The following is a 20,788-nucleotide window of genomic DNA, read 5'->3' as shown; positions in this document are numbered from 1 at the left end:
CGGCGTCAGTGGTGACGTGGGTGTTCCGCCTGTCCGTTCGCACACCGCTGACTCCTCTGGAGGCCTCGTGCCCGTACCCGACAGCGCCGCCGGTCCCGGCACCGACGGATCCGTACTCGACCCGCCCGCGGACCGCCTGCCCACCAGTCTCGGCACCCGTGCCGCGCGCCGGCTGGCGGACACGACCAAGTCCGAGCCCCAGATGGAGGCCATCTCCTCGCGGTGGCTGGTGCGGATGCTGCCGTGGGTGGATGTCAGGAGCGGCACCTACCGGGTCAACCGGCGACTGCAACTGCGCGCCGGGCGCGGCCGGGTGGACTTCGAGCACAACGGCGCTGACGACATCAGGGTGATCCCCAGGACCCTGACCGAACTGCCGGCGCTGCGCGGCTACCCGGACCTCGACGTCCTCCAGGAGCTCGCGGGCCGCTTCACGCCCCGGGAGGTCGCTCCCGGGCAGGTCCTCGCCGAGGCGGGGCAGCCCGTCACGGAGGTGTACCTCGTCGTCCGCGGCCGCTTCACGCGCTTCGCCGCCGGCCGGTACGGGGACGAGGCGGCGCTCGGCGTCCTCACGGACGGCACCCCGATGGGCGACGAGTCCCTCACCACACCCGACCCGCTGTGGCCGCACTCCGTGCGGGCGGAGACGGCGGGGGTGGTGCTCGCCCTGCCCTCGCCCGCGGTGAGGGAGTTCGCGGACCGCGTGCCGTCGCTGGCCGCCCACCTGGCGGCGTACGCGGAGCGGCAGCGCCTGCCGGCGAACCGCAAGGGTGAGGCGGACGTGCCGGTGCGGGCCGGCCACAGCGGTGAGCCGGCGCTGCCGGGCGGGTTCGTCGACTACGAGCTGCGGCCGCGCGAGTACGAACTCTCCCTGACCCAGAGCGTGCTGCGGGTGCACACCCGGGTCGCCGACCTCTACAACGGCCCCATGGACCAGACCCGGCAGCAGATCCGGCTCACGGTGGAGGAGATCCGCGAGCGGCAGGAGTGGGAGCTGGTCAACAACCGGGAGTTCGGCCTGCTGAGCAACGTCGACCACGGTCAGCGCATCAGCACCTTCACCGGGCCGCCGACCCCCGACGACATGGACGAACTGCTGTCGATGCGCCGCAAGACACGGCTGTTCCTGGCCCATCCGAAGGCGATCACCGCCTTCTTCCGGCAGTGCAACCGGCGCGGTCTCACCCCGGGCACGGCCGAGGTGAACGGGCACGAGGTCCCCGCCTGGCGCGGCGTCCCGATCTTCCCGTGCGGCAAGATCCCCGTCTCCGACGACCAGACCAGCAGCATCATCGCGCTGCGCACCGGCGAGGCGGACCAGGGGGTGGTCGGCCTGTACCAGACCGGCATCCCCGAGGAGTACCAGCCGGGGCTGAACGTGCGGTTCATGGGCATCGACGAGGCCGCCGTCGCCAAGTACCTGCTCACCGCCTACTACTCGATGGCCATCCTCGTCCCCGACGCGGCCGGGATCCTGGAGAACGTCCAGCTCGGCCGGACCGCGGACTGACCCGCCCTGACGACCCGGTGGAGCACACATCGATGAGCACGTCCGCGAACACCGCCGCCGGCTTCACCATGCCGGGCCCGCCCCACCCCGCGCCGGCCACGGCGGCCCGCCGCCACGGCGCGATTCCCGGGCTGAGACACCGTCCCGCCGTCCCGGCCGACCCGGAGAAGTCGGCGGAGGTCGACCGGCGGGTGGAGACCTGGGCCCGCGAACTGGACCTCTTCCCTCCCGAGTGGAGCGGGGACTTCGCGCAGTTCCAGTGCGGCCGCGCCGTGACCCTGCAGCACCCCGCGGCGGCCGACCTGGAACGGCTCACCGCCGCGGGCAAACTGCTGCTCGCCGAGAACATCGTCGACAGCTGCTACTGCGAGGAGGACGAGGGCAAGGGGGCGTCCCGGCGCCATCTGGGCGGCAGGCTGGTCGTCGCGCAGTCCGCCCTCGACCCCCTGCACAGCACCCCGGAGCACGAGGCGCAGTGGCGGAGCGCCGTCGACGCCGGCGATCCGCTGCGCGCCTACCACTGCGCGCTGCGGGACTACGCGGTCCTCGCCACCCCGAGCCAGACGAACAGGTTCGTGCACGATGCCGCCCGGCTGCACCTGGGCTACCTCGCCGAGGCCTCCTGGGCGCAGACACGGCACATGCCCGAGGTCTGGGAGTACCTGGTGATGCGGCAGTTCAACAACTTCCGCCCCTGCCTGTCGATCGTCGACGCGGTGGACGGCTACGAACTGCCCGAGCCGCTGTACGCCCGGCCGGAGGTCCAGCGGATCACCGCGCTGGCCTGCAACGCCACGACGATCGTCAACGACCTGTACTCCTTCACCAAGGAGCTGGCCAGCGATCCCGACCACCTCAATCTGCCCCAAGTGGTCGCCGCGAACGAGAAGTGCGGCCTCAAGGCCGCCTATCTCCGCAGCGTCGAGATCCACAACCAGATCATGGAGGCGTTCGAGAGGGAGTCCGCGGCGGTGTCCGCCGCCTCGCCGCTGATCGAGCGCTACGCCCAGGGTCTGGCCGACTGGGTGTCCGGCAACCACGAGTGGCACGCCACCAACACCCACCGCTACCACCTGCCGCACTACTGGTAGGCGCCCGGTCGGCGCCGGCCATCCGGCGCCGACCGCTGTCCGACCACTGCCTGACCATCGGATGTCCCAAGCAAGGAGTCACCGTTGACCACTGTGCACCCCGGCACCACGTCCGTCTCGCTCCCGACGCAGTCCACGTACCAGAGCCGCGTCGCGGACTACTGGAACGCCGAGGAGAACCCGGTCAATCTCGAACTCGGCAAGCTCGACGACCTGTACCACCACCACTACGGCATCGGCGACGCCGACCGCTCGGTGCTGGACGAGCCGGACCCGGGCCTGCGCCGCGAGCTGATCACCCGTGAACTGCACCGGCTGGAACAGGCTCAGGCGGAACTCCTCGCCTCCCGTCTCGGACCGCTGTCACCGGAGGACCGGGTCTTCGACGCCGGATGCGGGCGGGGCGGCGGCAGCGTGGTCGCGCACCAGCGGTACGGGTGCCACACCGACGGCGTGACCATCTCGGCCAAGCAGGCCGACTTCGCCAACGACCAGGCCCGGCAGCGCGGCATCGACGCCAAGGTGCGCTACCACCACCGCAACATGCTCGACACCGGGCTCGCCACCGGCGGGTACGCGGCCTCGTGGAACAACGAGTCCACCATGTACGTCGAGCTCGACCTGCTCTTCGCCGAGCACGCCCGGCTGCTGCGCCGCGGCGGTCGGTACGTGGTGATCACCGGCTGCTACAACGACACGTACGGGCGCGCCTCGCGCGAGGTCTCCCTCATCAACGCCCACTACATCTGCGACATCCACCCCCGCTCGGAGTACTTCCGGGCCATGGCCCGCAACCGGCTGGTCCCGGTCCACGTCGAGGACCTGACCCCCGCCACCCTCCCGTACTGGGAACTGCGCAGTGAGGCGGACCACTTGGTCACGGGCATCGAGGACGCGTTCGTGACGGCCTACAAGAACGGCAGCTTCCAGTACCTGCTGATCGCGGCCGACCGCGTCTGACAATCCATCAGGAAGGATGAGCGTCCGTCGTCGACCCGCCGCGCCCCGGCGGGTCAACGACGGACGCGGCGACGCGCGCCGCGGACGAGTTGCCGGGCCGCGAGGTGTCCCGAGCCGCCGCCGAGGCCGGGTCCGGGGTGGGTGGAGGAGCCGATGTGCCACAGCCCGGGTACGGGCGTGGCGTGCCGGGGCGCACTGGGCAGCGGGCGCCACAGCAGGCTCTGGTCGAGTTCCGCCGAGCCCCCGTACGGGTCGCCGGCCACCGCGTTGGGGTTGTACGCGGCCAGGTCGGAGGGGGTGACGGCGTCCCAGGCGACCACCTTGCCGGGCAGGTCGGGTGCGTGCCGGGCGATGCGCTCCAGCACCCGGTCGACGTAGCCCTCGGTCAGGGACTTCGTCCAGCCGCCGGTGACGTCCAGTTCACCGGCCGCGTCGCCGACCGGCGCGTAGGGCAGTTCCTGGAGCTGGATCCACAGGGCCGCGGCACCCTGCGGCACCCGCGACGGGTCGAGCACGTACTGCTGGCCGACGACCACCGTGGGCCTGCGCGGCAGCAGCCCGGCCTCGGCCTCCGCGCACGCCATTCCCGTGCTCGCGGACCCGTCGCTCAGGTGCAGCACCGGCAGCCCGGCCAGGCGGTCGTCCCGCCAGCCGGGCGGGGCGGAGAGCGCGACGTGGATCTGCATCGCGGCGCGGCCGTAGCGGTAGCGCCGCGCCTGCCCGCGGACCGCGGGCGGCAGCGGGACGTCCTGCGGCAGCAGCTCCCCGTACAGCGCGGTCGGGGTCACCGAGGCGAGGACGGCGCGGCGCGCGTGGATGGTCTCGTCACCGCTGATCACCCCGGTGACGCGGCCGCCGGTCACGAGCAGCCGCCGCACCGGCTGCCCGGTGCGGACGTCGACGCCCATCTCGGCGAGCAGCGTCTCGAAGGCGCGGACGAGGTTGCGGACGCCGCCCGCCACCACCGGCAGGCCGAAGCCGTGCAGCGAGGACGCCACCACGGGCAGGAGAAGGCCGCCGCCGGCGTGGTCCGGGCACAGGCCCGTGTGCAGCAGCCACGGCGTCCACAGCAGGTCCGCCTCGTCGCCGTGGAACGTACTGCGGCAGTACGAGCGGCCACTGGTGAGCGCGGCGCGCAGCCAGGCCTCGGTGCCGGTGAACCGTTCCCGGCGCACCATCTTCGCGATGTTCTTCAGCATCCCCGGCGAGCGGGGTTCTCCGCCGAGCATGCCGCCGATGGCGTCGGCGTTGTCGAGGAACCGGCGCAGCATGGCGAGGTAGGCGGCGCGGTCCTCGGCGCGGGCGAACGCCTCCGCCGTCACCACGGCGTCGCGGTGGGCGAGGACGGCGCGGCCGTCGTCGGCGACGGTGCCCGTGACGAAGCCGTCGGTGTTGCGGAACTCCAGACCGTGCCGGTGCAGATCCTCCCCGAGGGCGGCGTAGGCCGGTCCGGACACGAAGAGCGGCTGCCACGAGGCATAGGTGTCGTGCAGGAAGCCGGGGACGGTCCGCTCCTCGGTGGCGAGGAAGCCGCCCAGCCGCTCGCCCCCTTCCACCAGGGCCACCGACCAGCCCTCCTTGGCCAGTTCGGTGGCGGCGACGAGGCCGTTCACACCGGAACCGACGACGACGGCATCGACCGTGCGGGGCATCAGTGCTCCTCGGGTTCGTCGCTGGGGCGAGGCCTCCAGCCTGCACGCCCCGTCACGGCGCCGCACCCGGACAGCGGGGGCGGCGGTGGGGCGGAGCGCGCGACGCCCCGTTCCTCTGCGTCCGGCGTCCGGGCGCGCCACACTCGTTGACACAGCCGTTCACGAAAGCCGATCGATGACCACCGAAGACCTCAGCAAGCCCGCGATCCTCCTGGTCCACGGCGCCTGGCACGGGGCCTGGTGCTGGGAGGCGCTCGTTCCCGAGCTCACCGCGCTGGGATGGCGTGCGGCCACCGTGGACCTGCCGAGCGCGTCCGCCGACCCCGCGGACAACGCCGGGATGTACGACGACGCGCGCGCCGTCCGCGAGCGGCTCGCGGCCCTCGACGGCCCGGTGACCGTCCTGGCGCACTCCTACGGCGGCCTGCCCGTCACGGAGGCCGCCGCGCACGCGTCCAACGTCTCCCGCCTGGTGTACCTGGCCGCTTTCCTGGTCGACGAGGGTGTCTCGCTCGCCGCAGTGAGCAAGGGGCAGCTCACCCCCGGCGCCGGCGGCACCGTGCCCCCGCCCGAGGATGCGGGCGGCGTCCTCTACGGTGGCGTCGCCCCGCAGGACGCCGACCGCGCCGCCGCCCGGCTGACGCCGCACACCCTGAAGTCCTTCAGCGAGCCGCTCACCGAAGCCGGGTGGAAGTCGGTGCCCTCCAGCTACATCGTCTGCGAGGACGACAACGCGCTGGCTCCGGCCTTCCAGGAGACGATGGCCCTGCGCGCCGAGCGGTCGCACCGGCGCGCGTGGAGTCACTCCCCCTTCCTGTCGGCACCCGCCGAGCTGGCCGCGCTGATCACCTTCGACGCCGGCCGCTGACCGGCCGCCGACGGCCGCCGGGTCTCGGCCGCCCCCATGCCCGCGACCGCGGCCAGCAGGATCGCCGTGCCCAGCACGGTCGCGGGCCCCGGCCGCTCGCCGAGGACCGCGATCGCGACCACCGTGGCCGAGACGGGCTCGATGAGGGCGATCACCGAGACCGTGGCCGGCCGCAGGACCGCCGCGCCCGCGAAGTACAGCCCGTACGCGAGCGCGGTGGGCACCGCGGCGACGTACAGCAGCAGCGGCAGCGCGACGGTCAGCGCGTCGTGGCGCGGCAGCGGCCCCTCGGCCGCGGCGAGCGGCAACACCACCGAGGCGCAGACCGCGAAGGACCACAGCGACGCCGACGCGGGGTCCTCGGCCTGCCCGCGGCGGGCGGCGTGCCGGGTCAGCAGGGTGACGGCGGCGTAGCCCGCCCCGGAGGCCAGCGCGAGGGCGACGCCGCCCGGGCGCACGGTCGCGTCGCCGCCTCCGCCCAGAACGATGACGGCGAGTCCGGCCAGGGCCGCGGTGACGCCCCAGGCGCCGCCGCGGCCGATGCGTTCGCCGGTCCACAGCCGCTCGCCGAGCGCGATGAGCACGGGCCCGGATCCAAGGGTGACGACCGTGGCGACGGCGAGGCCGGTGGCGGCGACGGCCATGAAGTACGCGGTCTGAAAGACCGTCAGCCCGAGACCGATGAGCAGCGTGCGCGCGCCGGGGCGGCGCGGCCGAGTCGCGCCCGGGGCCGCGCGGGCGGCGAGCAGCAGCACGCAGCCGCCGACCGAGCGCCAGAAGGTGAGGGCGAAGGGGCCGAGCCCGGTGCGGTCGTACAGCACGGAGGCGGCGGCGCCCGCGGTGCCCCACGCGGTGGCGGCGAGGGTGACGTAGAGCAGGCCCCGCCGGACCGGCAGGGCAGGGGACATGGACACGAGGGTGCTCCCGCGGAAGGAATGAGGTGGTCGTGGGCTCCCGTGTGCGGGCAGCGGCCACCTGCCCGGGGACGTGCCCGGGCCGGGTCTTCCGTGGGTGCGCCGTCCGCCTTAAGCGGCGGGCGGCGGGGGGAGAACGGTGTGTCGCACGGCACCGACCCTATACGAGCCGCGCCGTGTCCTGGGGCGCGTCGGCGGCGTCCTCGCCGGCCGCCGGGACCGCGGCGGCGACCACGGTCGTCGCCCCGCGCTTCTTCGCGGTCTGGGCGACGAAGGCGCCCGCGAGGACGAGGACGCCGCCGAGGACCTGCGGGACGCCCAGGTGCTCGTCGAGCAGGATCCAGGCGAGGACCGTGCCGACGACCGCTTCCAGGCAGGCGACGACACCGGCGACCTGCGGCGACAGCCGCCGCACGGCGAGCACGCCGGTGAGGTAGGCGACGACGGTGGCCACCAGCACGATCCAGCCGACGAGCAGCAGCGCGGGCACGGACACCTCGCCCATGTCGGCGCGGTGGGTGAGCACGGTCCAGTCCATCCGCCAGGGGCGGGAGGTGACGGTCAGGACGAGGGCGCCGATGAGCAGCCCGTACGCGATCACGGCGACGGGGTCGGGGGCGTCCTCGCCGTCGCTGCCGTGGTCGGCCAGGACGAAGTAGCTGACCTGGCAGCAGGCGGCCCCGAAGGCGAGCGCGAGGCCCAGCGGGTCGAAGGCCAGCCCCGACCACACCTCGACCACGGCGGCCATGCCGCCCACGGCGAGCACCACGCCGACGGCCGCGGCCCTGCTGACCGCCTTGCGCTGCACGAAGCGCACCCAGCCGAGCAGCAGCGCGGGGCCAAGGAACTCCACGAGGATCGCGACGCCGACGGGGATGCGCGATATGGCCGCGAAGTAGAAGGCCTGCACACCCGCGACACCGAGCAGCCCGAAGCCGGCCAGCACCGCGGGGCGGCGCAGCAGCAGGGTGCGGTGGCGCAGGACGACGGGCAGCATGATGAGCGCGGCGCCGGCCACGCGCAGCCAGACCACGTGCAGCGGGTCCAGCCCCGCCTCGATCAGCGGCTTGGCCGCGACCCCCGAACCACCGAACGCGAACGCCGAGACGAGCGCGAGTCCGAGCCCGGTGTTCCTCCCCTGAGACACATGCATCGGGCCATGATGTCAGCTCACGACAGGACCGTCACCCCAGTAGCGACTGTCGTCACCGGCGCGTTGGGCCGGTGGACGCGCCGGCAGCCGTTCGGGGTCCACTCCGGCGGCGCGCAGCACCTCCACGGCCCGGCAGGCGGGGTCGGCCAGCAGTGCCGCCAGCAGGTCGCCGCCGTCGGCCTGCGCCACACCGCGTTCATGGGCGCGGGCGACCGCGGCGCCGATCGCCGTGGTGGCCGCCGGGCTCCAGCCGGGCGCGCCGAGGGGGGTGAGCACGGACAGGGCGCCGGAGTCCTCGACGGCGTCGCGCCACCGCATGCCGTAACCGATGCTGCGCTGCACGAGGTAGCCCAGGACGCGGGCCGCCTGCCCGCCGCCCGCCGCTCCGTCGACCGCCTCGCGGGCCCGCGGGTCGTTCTCCAGCAGGGAGTGCAGCAGATGCGCGGTGTCGACGCGGTCGTCGCCGTCGCGCACCGCGCGGCGCCGCGCCCCGGCGGTCACGGAGCGCAGCTCCACCGTGAGCCGCAAGTCGTCCCTGTGCACGGTTCCCACCCCATCAGTTCTGCCGTCGCGCGGCATCGGCGCGCGGGGCCATTCGTCACTCCTCCCGCGGGTGGGCACACGCGGGCGACCGGTCCTCCTGAGGGATGACGGCGGCGGCCGGCGTCTCAGGGCCAGAGCAGACCCCGCGTCCAGACCCCGGGCGCCGCCGGATCGCGTGCGTAGCGCAGCCGGATGTGGCGGCCCGCGGGTCCGGCCTGCCAGAACTCGGCCTCGTCGGCGGCGAGCCGGTAGACGGTGTGCCCCTCGGGGACGTCCTCCGGGGCGGCGGCGATGTGCGCGGTGGCGCGCCGCCTGGCCTCCTCGTACGCCTCCGGGCCGTCCAGCGGCGCGCTCATCACGCCGGTGAAACCGGCGGCCCTGGAGGGCTCGCGGCGGCCGAGGAAGTCACGGCGTGCGGTGTCCCGGTCCAGGATCTCCACCGGCCCTGCCACCCTGATCTGCCGGCCGTGCCGGGGCCAGTACCAGGTGAGCGCGGCGTACGGGCGCTCCGCCAGGTCGCGGCCTTTCCGGCTGACCGCCTCGGAGGCGAAGTCGAAGGCGCAGCGCTCGACGTCGACGCCGCGCAGCAGGAGCACCCGGGCCGAGGGGCGGCCGTCGGCACCTGCCGTGGCAAGGGTCATGACATGCGGCTCCGGCACCCCGTCGTCCAGGGCGCGGGCCAACCAGCGGGCGAACACCGGTCCGGGCGCGGGCCCGGCGCCGGCCGGGTCGAAGCCGGGGAGCGGGCCCGCCAGCACGGGGGCGGAACGCATGCGTTCGCGCAGGGAGTCGGCGGTCACGGGGTCGTCCTGGCCGGTCTCGCCGCGGACGCCGGGCTTGTCGTCGGTCACGTCGTGATCCTCACACGCCACCGCCCGGCGCACACACGGTGCACCGGGCGGCCGCGCGCCTGTCCCCCTGTCAGGCCGGGAGGTGGAACTGCTGGTTGGTGCCGCCGGCGCAGGTCCAGATCTGCAGCCGGGCCGCGTTGGCCGTCGACTTGTCCGTGACGTCGAGGCACTTGCCGGACGCGGGGTTCACCAGGGTGTCGCCGGTGCCGCGCTGCCAGACCTGGGCGCCGGTGCCGTTGCAGTCGTACAGCTGCACCTTGGTGCCGTTGGCGGTGCCGGCCGCGGTGAGGTCCATGCACTTGCCGAGGGCGCGGATGGTGCCGTCGGTGCCCACGGTCCACTGCTGGGCGGTGGTGCCGTTGCAGTCGTACATCTGGACGGCGGTGCCGTTGGCGCTGCTCGCGGCGGCGACGTCGACGCACTTGCCGCCGAGGCCGGTGATCTGTCCGGTGGAGCCGGTGGGCGGCGGGGTCGTGCCGCCTCCGGTGACGGTGTTGAAGATGCTGGAGAACTGCCAGGCGCTCTGCGGGGTGCCGCTGCAGGAGTCGGACAGCTGGCCGTTGGTGGCGCAGGCCTTGTCGCGGCCGACCGCCCAGAAGGCGAGTTCCTGGATGCCCTTGGACTTGGCGAAGTTGGCGAGCGTGGTGGCGTTGCCGGTGCTGAAGGTCTCGGCGGTGGTGTCGTTGACCCCGATCATCGGGGTGTTGCCCTCCATCGCCCACAGCTGCGCGTCGGTCTTGGTGGTCCAGATCGCGCCGAGCTGGTTGCGCAGCGCGGTGGCGGCGTCGGTGGCGGCCTTGCCCATGTCCATGGCCGGTCCGTAGTCCATCGTCATGATGTTGACGAGGTTGACGTTCAGCCCGTTGCTCTTGGCGTTGTTCAGCAGGCTGATCGAGTTGGACTCCAGGCCGGTCGGGTTGACCGGGAGCGTGTACTGCACGTCGAGCTTGCGGCCGGCGGCGGCGTACTCCTGCTGGAGCTGGGCCAGCGCCTTGTTGCGGCGGTCGTTGGCAGCGGTGTTGTCGAGCTGGCCGCCCTCGACGTCGAGGTCGATGCGGGTCAGGTTGAGGGCGTCGACGACCTTCTTGTACTGCGCCTTCAGCGAGGCCACGCTCGTACAGGAGACGCCGATCTCGGTGCCGGAGGCGCCGCCGAAGGAGGCGATGACGTCGCCGCCGGCGGACCGCAGGGAGTTGATCGCCGAGGTCCAGCCGGCGTCGGTGACCGGTGTGTCGCCGTTGAACATGGCGTTGCAGCCGCCGCCGTCGATGACGAAGGCCAGCGTGAAGTACTTCAGGCCGGTGGCGTTGCGGGCGTTGGCCATCGCCGAGGGCGAGTTCCAGGTCTCGACGTACGGCGCGGCGTACTGGGCGGGGAAGCCGGGGCCGGGGTTGGCGGCGGCGCTCGCCGAGCCGCCGGTGGCGACGACGGCGGTGGCGGCCATGGCCAGGACGGCGGGGGCGGCTGCGAGGGCTCTGACGGCGGTCTTCAGCACAGGACGACTCCTGTCGTGGGCGCGGGTGGGGTGCGCGCTGTGGGGGGTGGTGCGCCGCGGGGACGGCGTGGGGGGCTTGCCAGCTGTTCATGTAGGTGAACAACACCCCACTACATGAACAGCTGATGGCCGATGACGGTATGGACTAGACCAGCTCCGCGTCAACCCCCTGCGCCCGTGGGAATCCACGGGTCGTCAGGGCACCGCCGGGTGGACGCGGGCGCGCCGGGGAGCGGGGCCGCCGCCGCCGTGCGCACGGCGGCCCCGCCTCGGCCGGGTCCCTCCTGGCTAGGGACCCGAGACCAGGTTGGCCACGTTGCTGGAGGAGTTGGACGGTCCTCCGGTGTTGTTGATCACGTGGCTGATGGTGCCGGTGCCGCCGAGCGAGACGGTCACCATGTCGTGGAAGCGGACCCCGGACACGGCCGGCGCCTCGAAGGCGCGGTCGGCGACCACGGACGGGTTGACGTTGAAGTAGCAGTAGCTGCCCAGGCCCCATGCCTCGTGGCTGGTGACGGAGGGGCTGACCTTGTAGGCGTCGTAGCCGCGCACCGAACCGTTCATCCAGGAGCCCTGGTTGGGCGGGTCGTACGGCATCTCGTTCTGGAAGAAGTACGTGCGGCCGCCGTTGCCGTTCCAGATCACCTGGTGCTGCTGGTAGTGCTCCACGAACAGGCCGTACATCGTCACGTTGGTGCCGTTGACGATCAGGCCGTTGGTGGCGGTGTTGCTGGTCCAGCCGACGCCGCTGCCGTGGTCGGCGCGCCACAGCCACATGTGGTCGCCGATGACGTCGGAGCTGTTGACCACCAGGCTCTGCGTGGCCTTGCCGACGCCCGCGCCGCCGATGCGGAAGAACACGTCGTGCAGCGAGGTCGGGTCGGCGGTGTGCCGCGCGGCGGAGCCGGCCGGGCCGACCTGCATCAGTGTCTGCGAGTTGGTCGTGCCGGCGTCGATCAGCAGACCGGCGATCTTCACGCCGTCCACATCGGCCACGTTGACGGCCGTGATGCCGTTGTCCGGGACGATGGTCGCCAGGCCCAGGCCCAGCACCACGGTGTCGGCCCGGTTGATGTTGAGCGTCTGGTTGAGGTGGTAGACGCCGGGCGTGAACAGCAGGTTCTTGCCCTGGGCGAGCGCGCCGTTGATGTCGGTCGCGGTGGCGCCGGGCTTGACGATGAAGAACTGGTCGATCGGCAGCGAGCTGCCCGCCGGGCTGCCGCCCGCCCAGCTCGTGCCCTGGGTGTTGGTGCGCAGCGCCGGGACGAAGACCTGGTAGGCGCCGGCCGAGTCCACGTACAGGAACGGCTTCTCACGCGTCACCGGGGACTGCGCGACCGTGGTGTAGGGCGGGTTCGGGAAGGTGTTCGCGGGGGCGTTGACGTCCCCGACGAAGACCATGTTCCAGTTGGAGCCGGTCCAGCTGCCCCACTGGCTGTTGCGCGACAGCCACTGCTGCTGCGAGCCGGAGCGCACCTGTCCGTCGATCTTGGAGTCGGCGATCAGACCGCCGCTGGACCAGCCGCCGTCGTCCAGCTGCAGGTTGCCGCGGACGTGCATGCGCCGGTACGGGGCCGCCTGCGAGACCGCCCAGCGGTCGGTGCCGCTCGACGGGTTGACGGAGAGGTTCTCGGCCGAACGCCAGAAGTTCTGGGTGGCGTTGCCCTGGAACCAGTCGGCCTCGGCGTGGACCGCGCCGTTGATGGTGACGTCGTCCGGCGACAGGCCGAGGCCCGCGACCTGGGTGTAGAAGCCGACGTTGGCATCGACGTTGTAGCTGCCCGGCTTGAACAGCAGGGCGTAGCGCTGCGAGCCGAACTGGTTGGACTCCTGCTGGCCGAAGACCTGGCTGAGCCTGCTCTGGATGGAGGCCGAGGACATCGACGGGTCGAAGACGGAGACGTTGGGGCCGAAGTCGGGGGTGCCCGGCGGGTTCTGCGGGCCGTCGGTGGACCCGAGGCTGAAGGACTGGGCGGCGGTGCCGTTGCAGGTGTACTGCTGCATGCGCGCGGCGTCCGCGGTGGACGCCGACGGCACGTCGAGGCACTTGCCGCTGTTGCGGTTGACGAAGTGGAAGGTGCCGCCGGTCTCCTCCACCGGCAGCCACTGCTGGTTGGCGCCGCTGGAGTAGGACCAGAGCTGGATCGGGGCGCCGTCGGCGGTGGAGACGTCGGTGACGTCCCACGACTTGGTCGCGTCGTTGCGGTTGTTGACCCGCACGTATCCGTCGCTCGTGGCCTGGAACTGCCACTGCTGCGCGGTGGTGCCGTTACAGGCGTACTGCTGCACGGCGGTGCCGTTCGCGGTGGCCGCCGCGGCGGCGTCGACGCACTTGCCGCTGTGCTTGGCGGCGACCGTCACCCAGCCGGTGGGGACGGCGGCCTGGGCCTGGGGGGCGAGTACGACGGCGGACAGGCCCGAGGCGACCAGCGCGCCGAGGGCGAACGGTATGACGCGGCGCCGGATCCGGCTGCGGCCGGGGGCGTCCGGAGACGGTGCTCCGAGGATTCTCATGGATGCTCCTGTGCCGCGCGGGGCGCGGCGCCGTGGGGGGCGGGCATGCCGAATCGGGCGGCGGCATGCAGGAGTGTGAGGTGCTGTGCGGGGTGCGAAGAACTGACACGGGCTTCACCGGACGGGCAACGTCCGGCTGCGACAGCGGCTGAAAGGTCTGGACAACCTTTCTTCACGGCGTGAAGTTAGGCTCATGGAAGGGACACGTCAAGAGGTGGCGCTACGGATTCCGAACTCCCGCCGATCCGTGGTAAAGACTCGACTCCCCCCGCACACGCGGTGTTTGAGCAGCCCAAACACCGGGCACCCGGGGGTCCCCCGGCAGCGCCGGCCGTCGGCGCACGCTGATCAACACTTGAAGACAGACCCCCGCGCGGCGTCACGCGCGGCTCCGGCGCCCGCGACCGGTACCGCACCGACTGGTCTGTACCAAAGTCTTGACGGGGACCTTCTTTCACTCCTTAAATCACAACGTTGACAAAGGTCTCCCCACGGATCCCCCCACCGCGCCACCGTTCAACGCCGTGCCCCGCCCTTCACCCTCACCGGCGCCCCCACCCACGCACGCCGACACGGGAAGGACCCCCCATGACCGCTCTCACCACCGCAGGCCGGCGCGCCGCCGGCCGGCTGTTACTGCTGCTCGCCGTGCTCCTCGGCGTCACCGCCGCCCCCGCCGTCACCGGCCACGGCGCCGCGGCCGCCACCCCGTTCAAGGTGATCGCCTTCTACAACGGCACCTACGACGCGGCCCACATCAACTTCGTCGGCGAGGCCAACCGCTGGTTCCCGCAGCAGGCCGCCGCCAACGGCTTCACGTACACCTCGACCAACAACTGGAACCTGCTGGCCGACAGCAACGCGCTGAAGCAGTACCAGGTCGTCCTCTTCCTCGACGACGCACCGCAGACGGCCGCCCAGCGCGCCGGCTTCGAGTCCTACATGCGCGGCGGCGGCGGCTGGCTGGGCTTCCACGTCTCGGCGTTCACGACCAGCGCGTCCAGCTGGCCCTGGTACTACAACCAGTTCCTGGGCAGTGGGAACTTCGCCACGAACACCTGGGGCCCCACCACCGCCGTGCTGCGCGTCGAGGACCGCACCCACCCCTCGACCGTGCACCTGCCCGCGACGTTCACCTCGGCCGTCAGCGAGTGGTACAGCTGGAGCAACGACCTGCGCACCAACCCGGACATCGACATCCTGGCGTCCGTCGACCCGGTCAGCTTCCCGCTGGGCACGGACCCCAACCAGTCCTGGTACAGCGGCTACTACCCGATCCTGTGGACCAACAACAAGTACCGCATGCTGTACGCCAACTTCGGCCACAACGCGATGAACTACGACACGAACACCGGACTGTCGTCGACCTTCGCGAGCGCCACACAGAACACCTTCCTGCTCGACGGCCTCAAGTGGCTCGGCACCGGCTCCACCGGCGACCCGACACCGCCCACCGGCACCCTGCCCAGCGGCTGGGCGACGGTCGCCGCCAAGCACAGCGGCAAGTGCGTGGACGCCGCCGCGGCGGCCACCGCCAACGGCACCGCCGTGCAGCAGTACACCTGCAACGGCACCACCGCGCAGGACTGGCAGTTCCAGGCGACCAGTGGCGGTTACTACCGCATCAACAACCGCAACGACGCGACCAAGTCGTGGGATGTCACCGACGTCTCCACCGCCGACGCCGCCAAGATCCAGCTCTGGTCGTACTCGGGCGGCGCCAACCAGCAGTGGCTGCCCGTCGCGGAGACCGGCGGCACCTTCCACTTCGTCAACCGCAACAGCGGCAAGTGCCTCGACGTGCCGTCGGCGTCCACCGCGGACGCCGCGCGCATGCAGCAGTACACCTGCAACGGCACCGCCGCCCAGTCCTTCCAGCTGACCGCCCGGTCCTGACACCGGGCGGTCGCGTCAGGCCGTCCGTACCCCGTAACCGGGTACGGACGGCCAGCGCACCGTCAGCACGACGGACTCCTCCTCCGCGTGCCAGGAGTGGTCCACCCCGCGCCCCCACACGACGTAGTCGCCCTGCTCGGCGAGCACCACGCTGCGCCCCGGCAGCTCGACCCGGAAGCGCCCGCTGATCAGCACCAGCACGGCCGTGCGGGCCTCACCTCGCACCCAGGCCGCGCGCTCGTCGCCCTTCGGGTGGACCCCCCACTTGATCTCCACGTCCGTGCTGTGCCGGGGGTCGCCGGCCTCCTTGAAGTGGCCCAGGAGCCATCCGCGGTCCAAGGCCGCGTCCCGGCCCGCGTTGCCCACGTACACGCTGTCGTCCATGGCCGGACGCTAACATCCCGCAGGCCGGAGGCCTGCTCCCGCACACCGCCTCAGCGGAAGGCGGCGGCGTTGCGCGCCGCCCAGGCGGCGAACGGCGCCGCGGGGCGGCCCAGCAGTGCCTCGGTGTCGGGGCTGACGCGCCGCTCCCCGGGCAGCGGCTCGCCCAGGATGTCCAAGGTGCCGTCCGCGACGGCCTCCGGCATGAAGCGCAGCAGGCCCGACCGGGCCTCCTCCCGGCCCAGTTCGACGAAGCGCAGCGGCGTGCCCAGCGCTTCCCCGATCGCCGCCGCCTGCTCGCGCGGCGAGACGGGCACGGGGCCCGTCACCTCGTAGGTGCGTCCCGCGTGGGAGCCGTCGCGCAGGACGACCGCCGCGGCCGCGGCGATGTCGGCGGGGTCGACGACGGGGAGCGCGACGTCCGCGAAGGGCGCGGCGACCGTGCGCGCCGTGCGCACCGACTCCGCCCAGGCGAAGGCGTTGGAGGCGAAACCGCCGCCGCGCAGGATCGTCCAATCGGTGCCGGACTCGCGCACCGCGGCCTCGAAGGCGCGCAGCGGTTCGTGCGAGACCGCCTGCGGGCGGGTGCCGGCGGCCTGCGAGGAGAGCAGCACGACGCGGCGCACCCCGGCCGCCTTGGCGGCGCCGACGAGGTCGTACGGCCGGCCGCCGGGCCTCAGAAGCTCCCCGGCCGGCAGGAGGAACAGCGTCTCGGCGCCGTCCAGCGCCTCGCGCAGTTCCTCCGGGGCCGTCAGGTCGACCTTCCTATGGCGTACTCCGGAGGGGAGTGCGCCGAGCGCGGGACTCCGGCGGGAGAGCGCGGTCACCTGTTCCCCCGCCGCGGCGAGGGCGCGGACCAGCGGCTGTCCGACGTTCCCGGTGGCACCTGTTACTGCGATCATCTTCAGCTCCGTATCGGCGAGTTGACTGCGACGGGACGAAGCTAACAGCGCAGGTATAGTAGGTACCTAGAAGATAGTGACTATGCCGAACGCTGCCGAGTCCTCACGGAGTCGCCCCGATGAGCAGCCCGTCCGCCCGCAGCGCCCCGTCCCCGGCCGCCGACCCCGCGCTGGCCTGCCCGATCAGCCCGGTCGTCGACCTGGTCTTCAGCCGCTGGACCACCCCGATCCTGTGGACCCTGCACGCCCACGGCCGGCAGCGCTTCGTGGAACTCCAGCGCCGCATCGGCTCGGTCACCCCGAAGGTCCTGACACAGCGGCTGCGCCAACTGGAGCGCGACGGCCTGGTGATCCGCACGTACCACCCCGAGGTGCCGCCCCGCGTCGAGTACGAGATCAGCGAACTGGGCGGCAGCCTGGCCCCGTTGTTCGCGTCGCTCGCGCACTGGTCGCAGGAGCACATGGGCGACGTGGACGAGGCGCGGGCCGCGTACGACGACGACACGCGCTGACCCGCGCCGACACGCCGGACGCCGGGGACCACGGGGGCGGTGCGGCCCGCGGTCCCCGGCGCGCCGCACCTAACGCAGCACCACGTCGGCGCTCTTGTCCCCCGCGGTGAAGGTGTACGTGCCCCGCTCGACGCGCGGCGTTCCCGAGCCGTCGATGTCCCCGGGAGTCACCGCGAGCGCGCTCTTGGCGAAGTCCAGCCGAACGGTGCGGTGCTCGCCCGCCCTCAGGTGGACCTTCGTGAACGCCACCAGCTTGCGCGCGGGCGCCAGCACGTCGCTGACCGGCCGCGACGCGTAGACCGGGACCACCAGGTCACCGTCGCGCGCACCGGTGTTGGAGACCGTCACCTTGACGCCCTTGGTGTCGGCGGTGAGGGCGTCGAAGCTGTACGTGGTGTAGGACAGGCCCGCGCCGAAGGCGTAGAGCGGGTCGTAGGACGACTCCGGACCGCCGTTGGTGCCCGGCAGCTGCTGGTAGTACATCGGCTCGTCGCCGATGTTCCGCGGCCAGGACACTGGCATCCGGCCGCTCGGGTTCACCTTGCCGAAGAGCACGTCGGCGACGGCGTGGCCGCCCTCGGTGCCCGGCAGCCAGGACATCAGCAGGCCCTGCGTGCCCTCGGCGTCGCCCAGCACCAGCGGGCGCCCGGCCACGACGACCGTGACGACCGGCTTGCCGCTCGCCTTCAAGGACTTCACCAGCGCCTGCTGATCGGCCGTCAGCTCCGGCCGCGGGCTGTCCGCGGCACCCTCGGCGGCGGCCTTCTCGCCGACCACGACGATCGTGAGGTCCGCGTTCTTCGCCTGGGCGACGGCGTCGTCGGCGGTCTTGGCCTGCACCACCTCGGTACCGGCGGGCGCGGCCTCGCGGATGCCCTTGAGGATGGTCGTGCCGGGCAGCGTCACCCCGTCGGGCACGCCCTGCCAGCCGATGGTCCAGCCACCCGCCTGGTCGTTGATGTCGTCGGCGTAGGAACCGGCGACGACGATCCGCTTGGCGGAGGGGCTCACCGGCAGCACGCCGCCCTCGTTGCGCAGCAGCACCTGCGACTCGGCGGCGGCGGTGCGCGCCAGGCCCGCGTCGGCGCCGTTCACCGCGGCGTCGGCCTTGGCGGCGTCGACGTACGGGTGCTCGAACAGGCCGAGTTCGAACTTCATCTTGAGGATGCGGCTCACGGCCTCGTCGATCCGCCGCTGCGATACCAGGCGGCGGTCCACGGCGGTTCGCAGGCCCTGGCTCCACTCCTTGGCGAAGTACGGCTCCATGGCCATGTCGAGGCCCGCGTTGACGGCCAGCGCGATCGCCTCGGGGTAGTCGGCGGCGATCTTGTAGCGGGTCTGCAGCGCGCGGACGTCCTCCCAGTCGCTGACGGTCACGCCCTTGAAGCCCCACTGCTGCCGCAGCACCTTGGTGAGCAGATACGTCGACGCGGTGGCCGGAACGCCGTTGACGGCGCCGGAGTTGACCATGACGGACTTGGCGCCGGACTGCACGGCCTGCTTGTACGAGGGCAGCAGGGTGTCCTGGAGATAGCGGATCGAGACGTCGGCGGGCACGCGGTCGTGGCCGTTGGCCGGTTCGGAGTAGCCGCCGAAGTGCTTGACGGTGGCGGCCACCCGCTTGGCGCCCTTGGCGTGCTCGGCGCCGTCGACCGCGGCGGCGGCCAGGGTGCCGGCGAGCAGCGGGTCCTCTCCGTACGTCTCGTAGTAGCGGCCCCACCGCTGGTCGCGGGCGAGGTCGGCGACGGGGGCGAAGTTCCAGTCGATGCCGGTGGCGGCGACGGCGCGGGCCGTGGCGGCGGAGGAGTCGTGCACCGTGCCCGGGTCCCAGGTGGCGCCGAGGCCGATCTGGTGCGGGAAGATCGTGGCACCGAGCACGTTGTTGTGCCCGTGCACCCCGTCCACGCCGTACACGATCGGAATGTGCAGCCGTGAGTTGGTGATGGCGTACTTCTGCACGGCGTTGACCATCGTGGCCCAGTCCTGCGGGGTGTTCTTGGCGGGGGCCATGCCGCCGCCGGAGATCACCGAGCCGACCGGGTAGTCGGCGAGGACGGTCTTCATGCAGCTCTCGTTGAGCGCGCCGCCGCTCCATTCGCAGTCGCCCTGGATCCGGGCGACGGCGATCTGGTCCATCTGGCCGATCTTCTCGTCCAGCGTCATGCGCTTGAGGAGGTCCTTCACGCGCAGGTCCACCGGGGCGCCGGCCCGCGTGTAGAGCGGGCCGTCGGCTTGGGCGGGCACGGACGCGACGGCAGCGGCGCAGGCGGCCGCCGTCACGAGGACGACGAGGTTTCTCAGTCGTGAGCGAGTGAGGCGTGTGCGCGGTTCGTTCGCAGGCATCGCAGGCATCCCGTTCCTGTCCGGCCCCGTCGGGGGCACTGGCCGTAAACGTTTCCGGCTGCTGTCGCCCCTAGAGCCTGACGCTGACATGACATACCGTCAAGACGTGAGCGTGCCGCGAAATCCCGGAGACCAGACCCCCGTCCCCCCGCCCCAGGGCGCCACCGCCGTCACCCTGCGCGAACTGGCCCGGCGCAGCGGGGTGTCCACCGCGACGGTCTCCCGTGCGCTCAACGACCGGGCCGACGTCAGCCGGGCCACCCGCGAACGCATCCGCCGGCTCGCCGGCGAACTCGGCTACGCCCCCAACGAACCGGCCCGCACCCTGGTCCGCCGCCGCTCGGACACCATCGGCCTGCTGTGGGACACCTGGCACGAGTCCCAGGGACTGCACCACCCCTTCCTGCAAGGGCTGCTGAGCTCGGTGCGCACCGCCCTGTCCGACGCCGGCTACCACCTGATGCTGCTGACGACGGCCGGCCCCGGCGATCCCGACGGGGTGTACGTCCAGGCCGTGCGCCGGCACAGTCTGGAGGGCGTCATCGTCATGGGGCGCCCCGCCGACGACCGCGCCCTGCGTGTGCTCGCCGCCTCCGGGACCCCCTGCGCCGGGCTCGACGTCGCCCTCGACGGCCCGCGCACCGCGAGCGTCGCCTCCGACAACGCCGCCGGCGCCGAAACGGCCGTCGCCCATCTGCACGCCCTCGGCCACCGCAGGATCGCCACCGTCACCGGGCCGCCCGAACTCCCGCCCGCCGCCGGGCGACTGGCCGGCTTCCGCTCCGCGTGCGCCCGCCTCGGGCTCCCCGCACCCGAGGAGTACGTGGTCACCGGCGACTTCTTCCTGGAGAGCGGCCGCCGCGCCGTGCACCGCCTGCTCGCCCTGCCCGAGCCCCCGACCGCGCTGTTCGCGGCGGGCGACCTCATGGCCGTCGGCGCCCTGCGCGCCGCCACCGAGGCCGGCCGGTCCGTACCGCGCGACCTGGCCGTGGTCGGCTTCGACGACATCGACGCCGCGACCCTCGTCAGCCCCGCGCTGACCACCGTCGCACAGGACCGCAACGCCCTCGGCGCCGCCGCCGTCGCCGCGCTGCGCGACCTGCTCGGCCCGGGCCCGGCGGAGCATCCCGCCCCCTCGGTCGTGCCGACCCGCCTGGTGGTCCGCGGCAGCTGCGGGGCCGCTTCGACCTGACCGTACGTCAC

17 protein-coding genes are annotated in these 20,788 nt (G+C 72.7%); 7 read left to right on the top strand and 10 right to left on the bottom strand.

What is annotated here, in order from left to right; translation table 11 throughout:
• The first annotated feature begins 67 nt into the window (after positions 1-67).
• The 3 genes from ACIP64_RS34665 (at position 68) to ACIP64_RS34655 (ending at position 3,561) form a co-directional block, all read left to right on the top strand.
• Positions 68-1,510 (top strand): family 2B encapsulin nanocompartment shell protein, encoded by a 1,443-nt coding sequence (locus ACIP64_RS34665; protein ID WP_401594854.1) that lies wholly within the window; start codon positions 68-70, stop codon positions 1,508-1,510.
• 32 nt (positions 1,511-1,542) lie between these two features.
• Positions 1,543-2,601, top strand: coding sequence for a family 2 encapsulin nanocompartment cargo protein terpene cyclase (locus ACIP64_RS34660; protein ID WP_401594852.1), 1,059 nt, complete (start codon positions 1,543-1,545; stop codon positions 2,599-2,601).
• Between the two features lie 84 nt (positions 2,602-2,685).
• The gene (locus ACIP64_RS34655) at positions 2,686-3,561 is read left to right on the top strand and encodes a geranyl diphosphate 2-C-methyltransferase (RefSeq protein ID WP_401594849.1); all 876 of its coding nucleotides are present in this window, start codon (positions 2,686-2,688) and stop codon (positions 3,559-3,561) included.
• Positions 3,562-3,614: 53 nt separating this feature from the next.
• Here the strand turns inward: ACIP64_RS34655 and ACIP64_RS34650 are convergent, their stop codons facing one another.
• Positions 3,615-5,213: a phytoene desaturase family protein gene (locus tag ACIP64_RS34650; RefSeq protein WP_401594847.1), complete on the bottom strand. Its 1,599-nt coding sequence runs from the start codon at positions 5,211-5,213 to the stop codon at positions 3,615-3,617.
• A gap of 175 nt (positions 5,214-5,388) precedes the next feature.
• On the opposite strand from ACIP64_RS34650, the gene ACIP64_RS34645 reads away from it, so the two are divergent.
• Positions 5,389-6,081, top strand: a complete 693-nt coding sequence (locus tag ACIP64_RS34645; RefSeq protein WP_401594845.1) for an alpha/beta fold hydrolase — start codon at positions 5,389-5,391, stop codon at positions 6,079-6,081.
• Here the strand turns inward: ACIP64_RS34645 and ACIP64_RS34640 are convergent.
• The 6 genes from ACIP64_RS34640 to ACIP64_RS34615 all read right to left on the bottom strand — a co-directional run bounded on the left by ACIP64_RS34640 (position 6,015) and on the right by ACIP64_RS34615 (position 13,551).
• Positions 6,015-6,989, bottom strand: coding sequence for a DMT family transporter (locus ACIP64_RS34640; protein WP_401594842.1), 975 nt, complete (start codon positions 6,987-6,989; stop codon positions 6,015-6,017). The genes ACIP64_RS34645 and ACIP64_RS34640 overlap by 67 nt on opposite strands.
• A gap of 166 nt (positions 6,990-7,155) precedes the next feature.
• A complete protein-coding gene (locus ACIP64_RS34635) occupies positions 7,156-8,148 on the bottom strand; it encodes an EamA family transporter (protein WP_401594839.1) in 993 nt (330 codons plus the stop codon).
• A gap of 12 nt (positions 8,149-8,160) precedes the next feature.
• A complete protein-coding gene (locus tag ACIP64_RS34630; protein WP_401594836.1) occupies positions 8,161-8,727 on the bottom strand; it encodes a Clp protease N-terminal domain-containing protein in 567 nt (188 codons plus the stop codon).
• 89 nt (positions 8,728-8,816) lie between these two features.
• Positions 8,817-9,542 (bottom strand): pyridoxal 5'-phosphate synthase, encoded by a 726-nt coding sequence (locus ACIP64_RS34625; RefSeq protein ID WP_401594833.1) that lies wholly within the window; start codon positions 9,540-9,542, stop codon positions 8,817-8,819.
• A 70-nt stretch (positions 9,543-9,612) separates the two neighbouring features.
• Positions 9,613-11,037 (bottom strand): ricin-type beta-trefoil lectin domain protein, encoded by a 1,425-nt coding sequence (locus ACIP64_RS34620; RefSeq protein ID WP_401594831.1) that lies wholly within the window; start codon positions 11,035-11,037, stop codon positions 9,613-9,615.
• Positions 11,038-11,325: 288 nt separating this feature from the next.
• The gene (locus ACIP64_RS34615) at positions 11,326-13,551 is read right to left on the bottom strand and encodes an RICIN domain-containing protein (protein WP_401594829.1); all 2,226 of its coding nucleotides are present in this window, start codon (positions 13,549-13,551) and stop codon (positions 11,326-11,328) included.
• A gap of 588 nt (positions 13,552-14,139) precedes the next feature.
• Here ACIP64_RS34615 and ACIP64_RS34610 point away from each other — a divergent pair.
• Positions 14,140-15,447 carry a ThuA domain-containing protein gene (locus ACIP64_RS34610; protein ID WP_401594825.1) on the top strand — a complete coding sequence of 436 codons (1,308 nt, stop codon included), beginning with the start codon at positions 14,140-14,142 and terminating at the stop codon, positions 15,445-15,447.
• Positions 15,448-15,462: 15 nt separating this feature from the next.
• Here ACIP64_RS34610 and ACIP64_RS34605 read toward each other — a convergent pair whose 3' ends face one another.
• Entirely contained in the window at positions 15,463-15,831 is a 369-nt protein-coding gene (locus ACIP64_RS34605; protein ID WP_401594822.1) for a signal peptidase I, read from the bottom strand.
• Positions 15,832-15,881: 50 nt separating this feature from the next.
• Positions 15,882-16,730: an NAD(P)H-binding protein gene (locus ACIP64_RS34600; protein WP_401594819.1), complete on the bottom strand. Its 849-nt coding sequence runs from the start codon at positions 16,728-16,730 to the stop codon at positions 15,882-15,884.
• A gap of 119 nt (positions 16,731-16,849) precedes the next feature.
• Here ACIP64_RS34600 and ACIP64_RS34595 point away from each other — a divergent pair, with 119 nt between their 5' ends.
• Positions 16,850-17,242 carry a winged helix-turn-helix transcriptional regulator gene (locus ACIP64_RS34595; RefSeq protein WP_401594817.1) on the top strand — a complete coding sequence of 131 codons (393 nt, stop codon included), beginning with the start codon at positions 16,850-16,852 and terminating at the stop codon, positions 17,240-17,242.
• A 69-nt stretch (positions 17,243-17,311) separates the two neighbouring features.
• Here ACIP64_RS34595 and ACIP64_RS34590 read toward each other — a convergent pair whose 3' ends face one another.
• Positions 17,312-19,486, bottom strand: coding sequence for a glycoside hydrolase family 3 N-terminal domain-containing protein (locus tag ACIP64_RS34590; RefSeq protein WP_401594815.1), 2,175 nt, complete (start codon positions 19,484-19,486; stop codon positions 17,312-17,314).
• A gap of 205 nt (positions 19,487-19,691) precedes the next feature.
• On the opposite strand from ACIP64_RS34590, the gene ACIP64_RS34585 reads away from it, so the two are divergent.
• The gene (locus ACIP64_RS34585) at positions 19,692-20,777 is read left to right on the top strand and encodes a LacI family DNA-binding transcriptional regulator (RefSeq protein ID WP_401594812.1); all 1,086 of its coding nucleotides are present in this window, start codon (positions 19,692-19,694) and stop codon (positions 20,775-20,777) included.
• Positions 20,778-20,788 lie beyond the last annotated feature (11 nt).

This window comes from Streptomyces sp. NPDC088733, assembly GCF_044751185.1.
GTDB lineage: Bacteria > Actinomycetota > Actinomycetes > Streptomycetales > Streptomycetaceae > Actinacidiphila.
The sequence above is the reverse complement of the archived record's forward strand: the minus strand, read 5'-3'. Positions and strand labels throughout refer to the sequence as shown.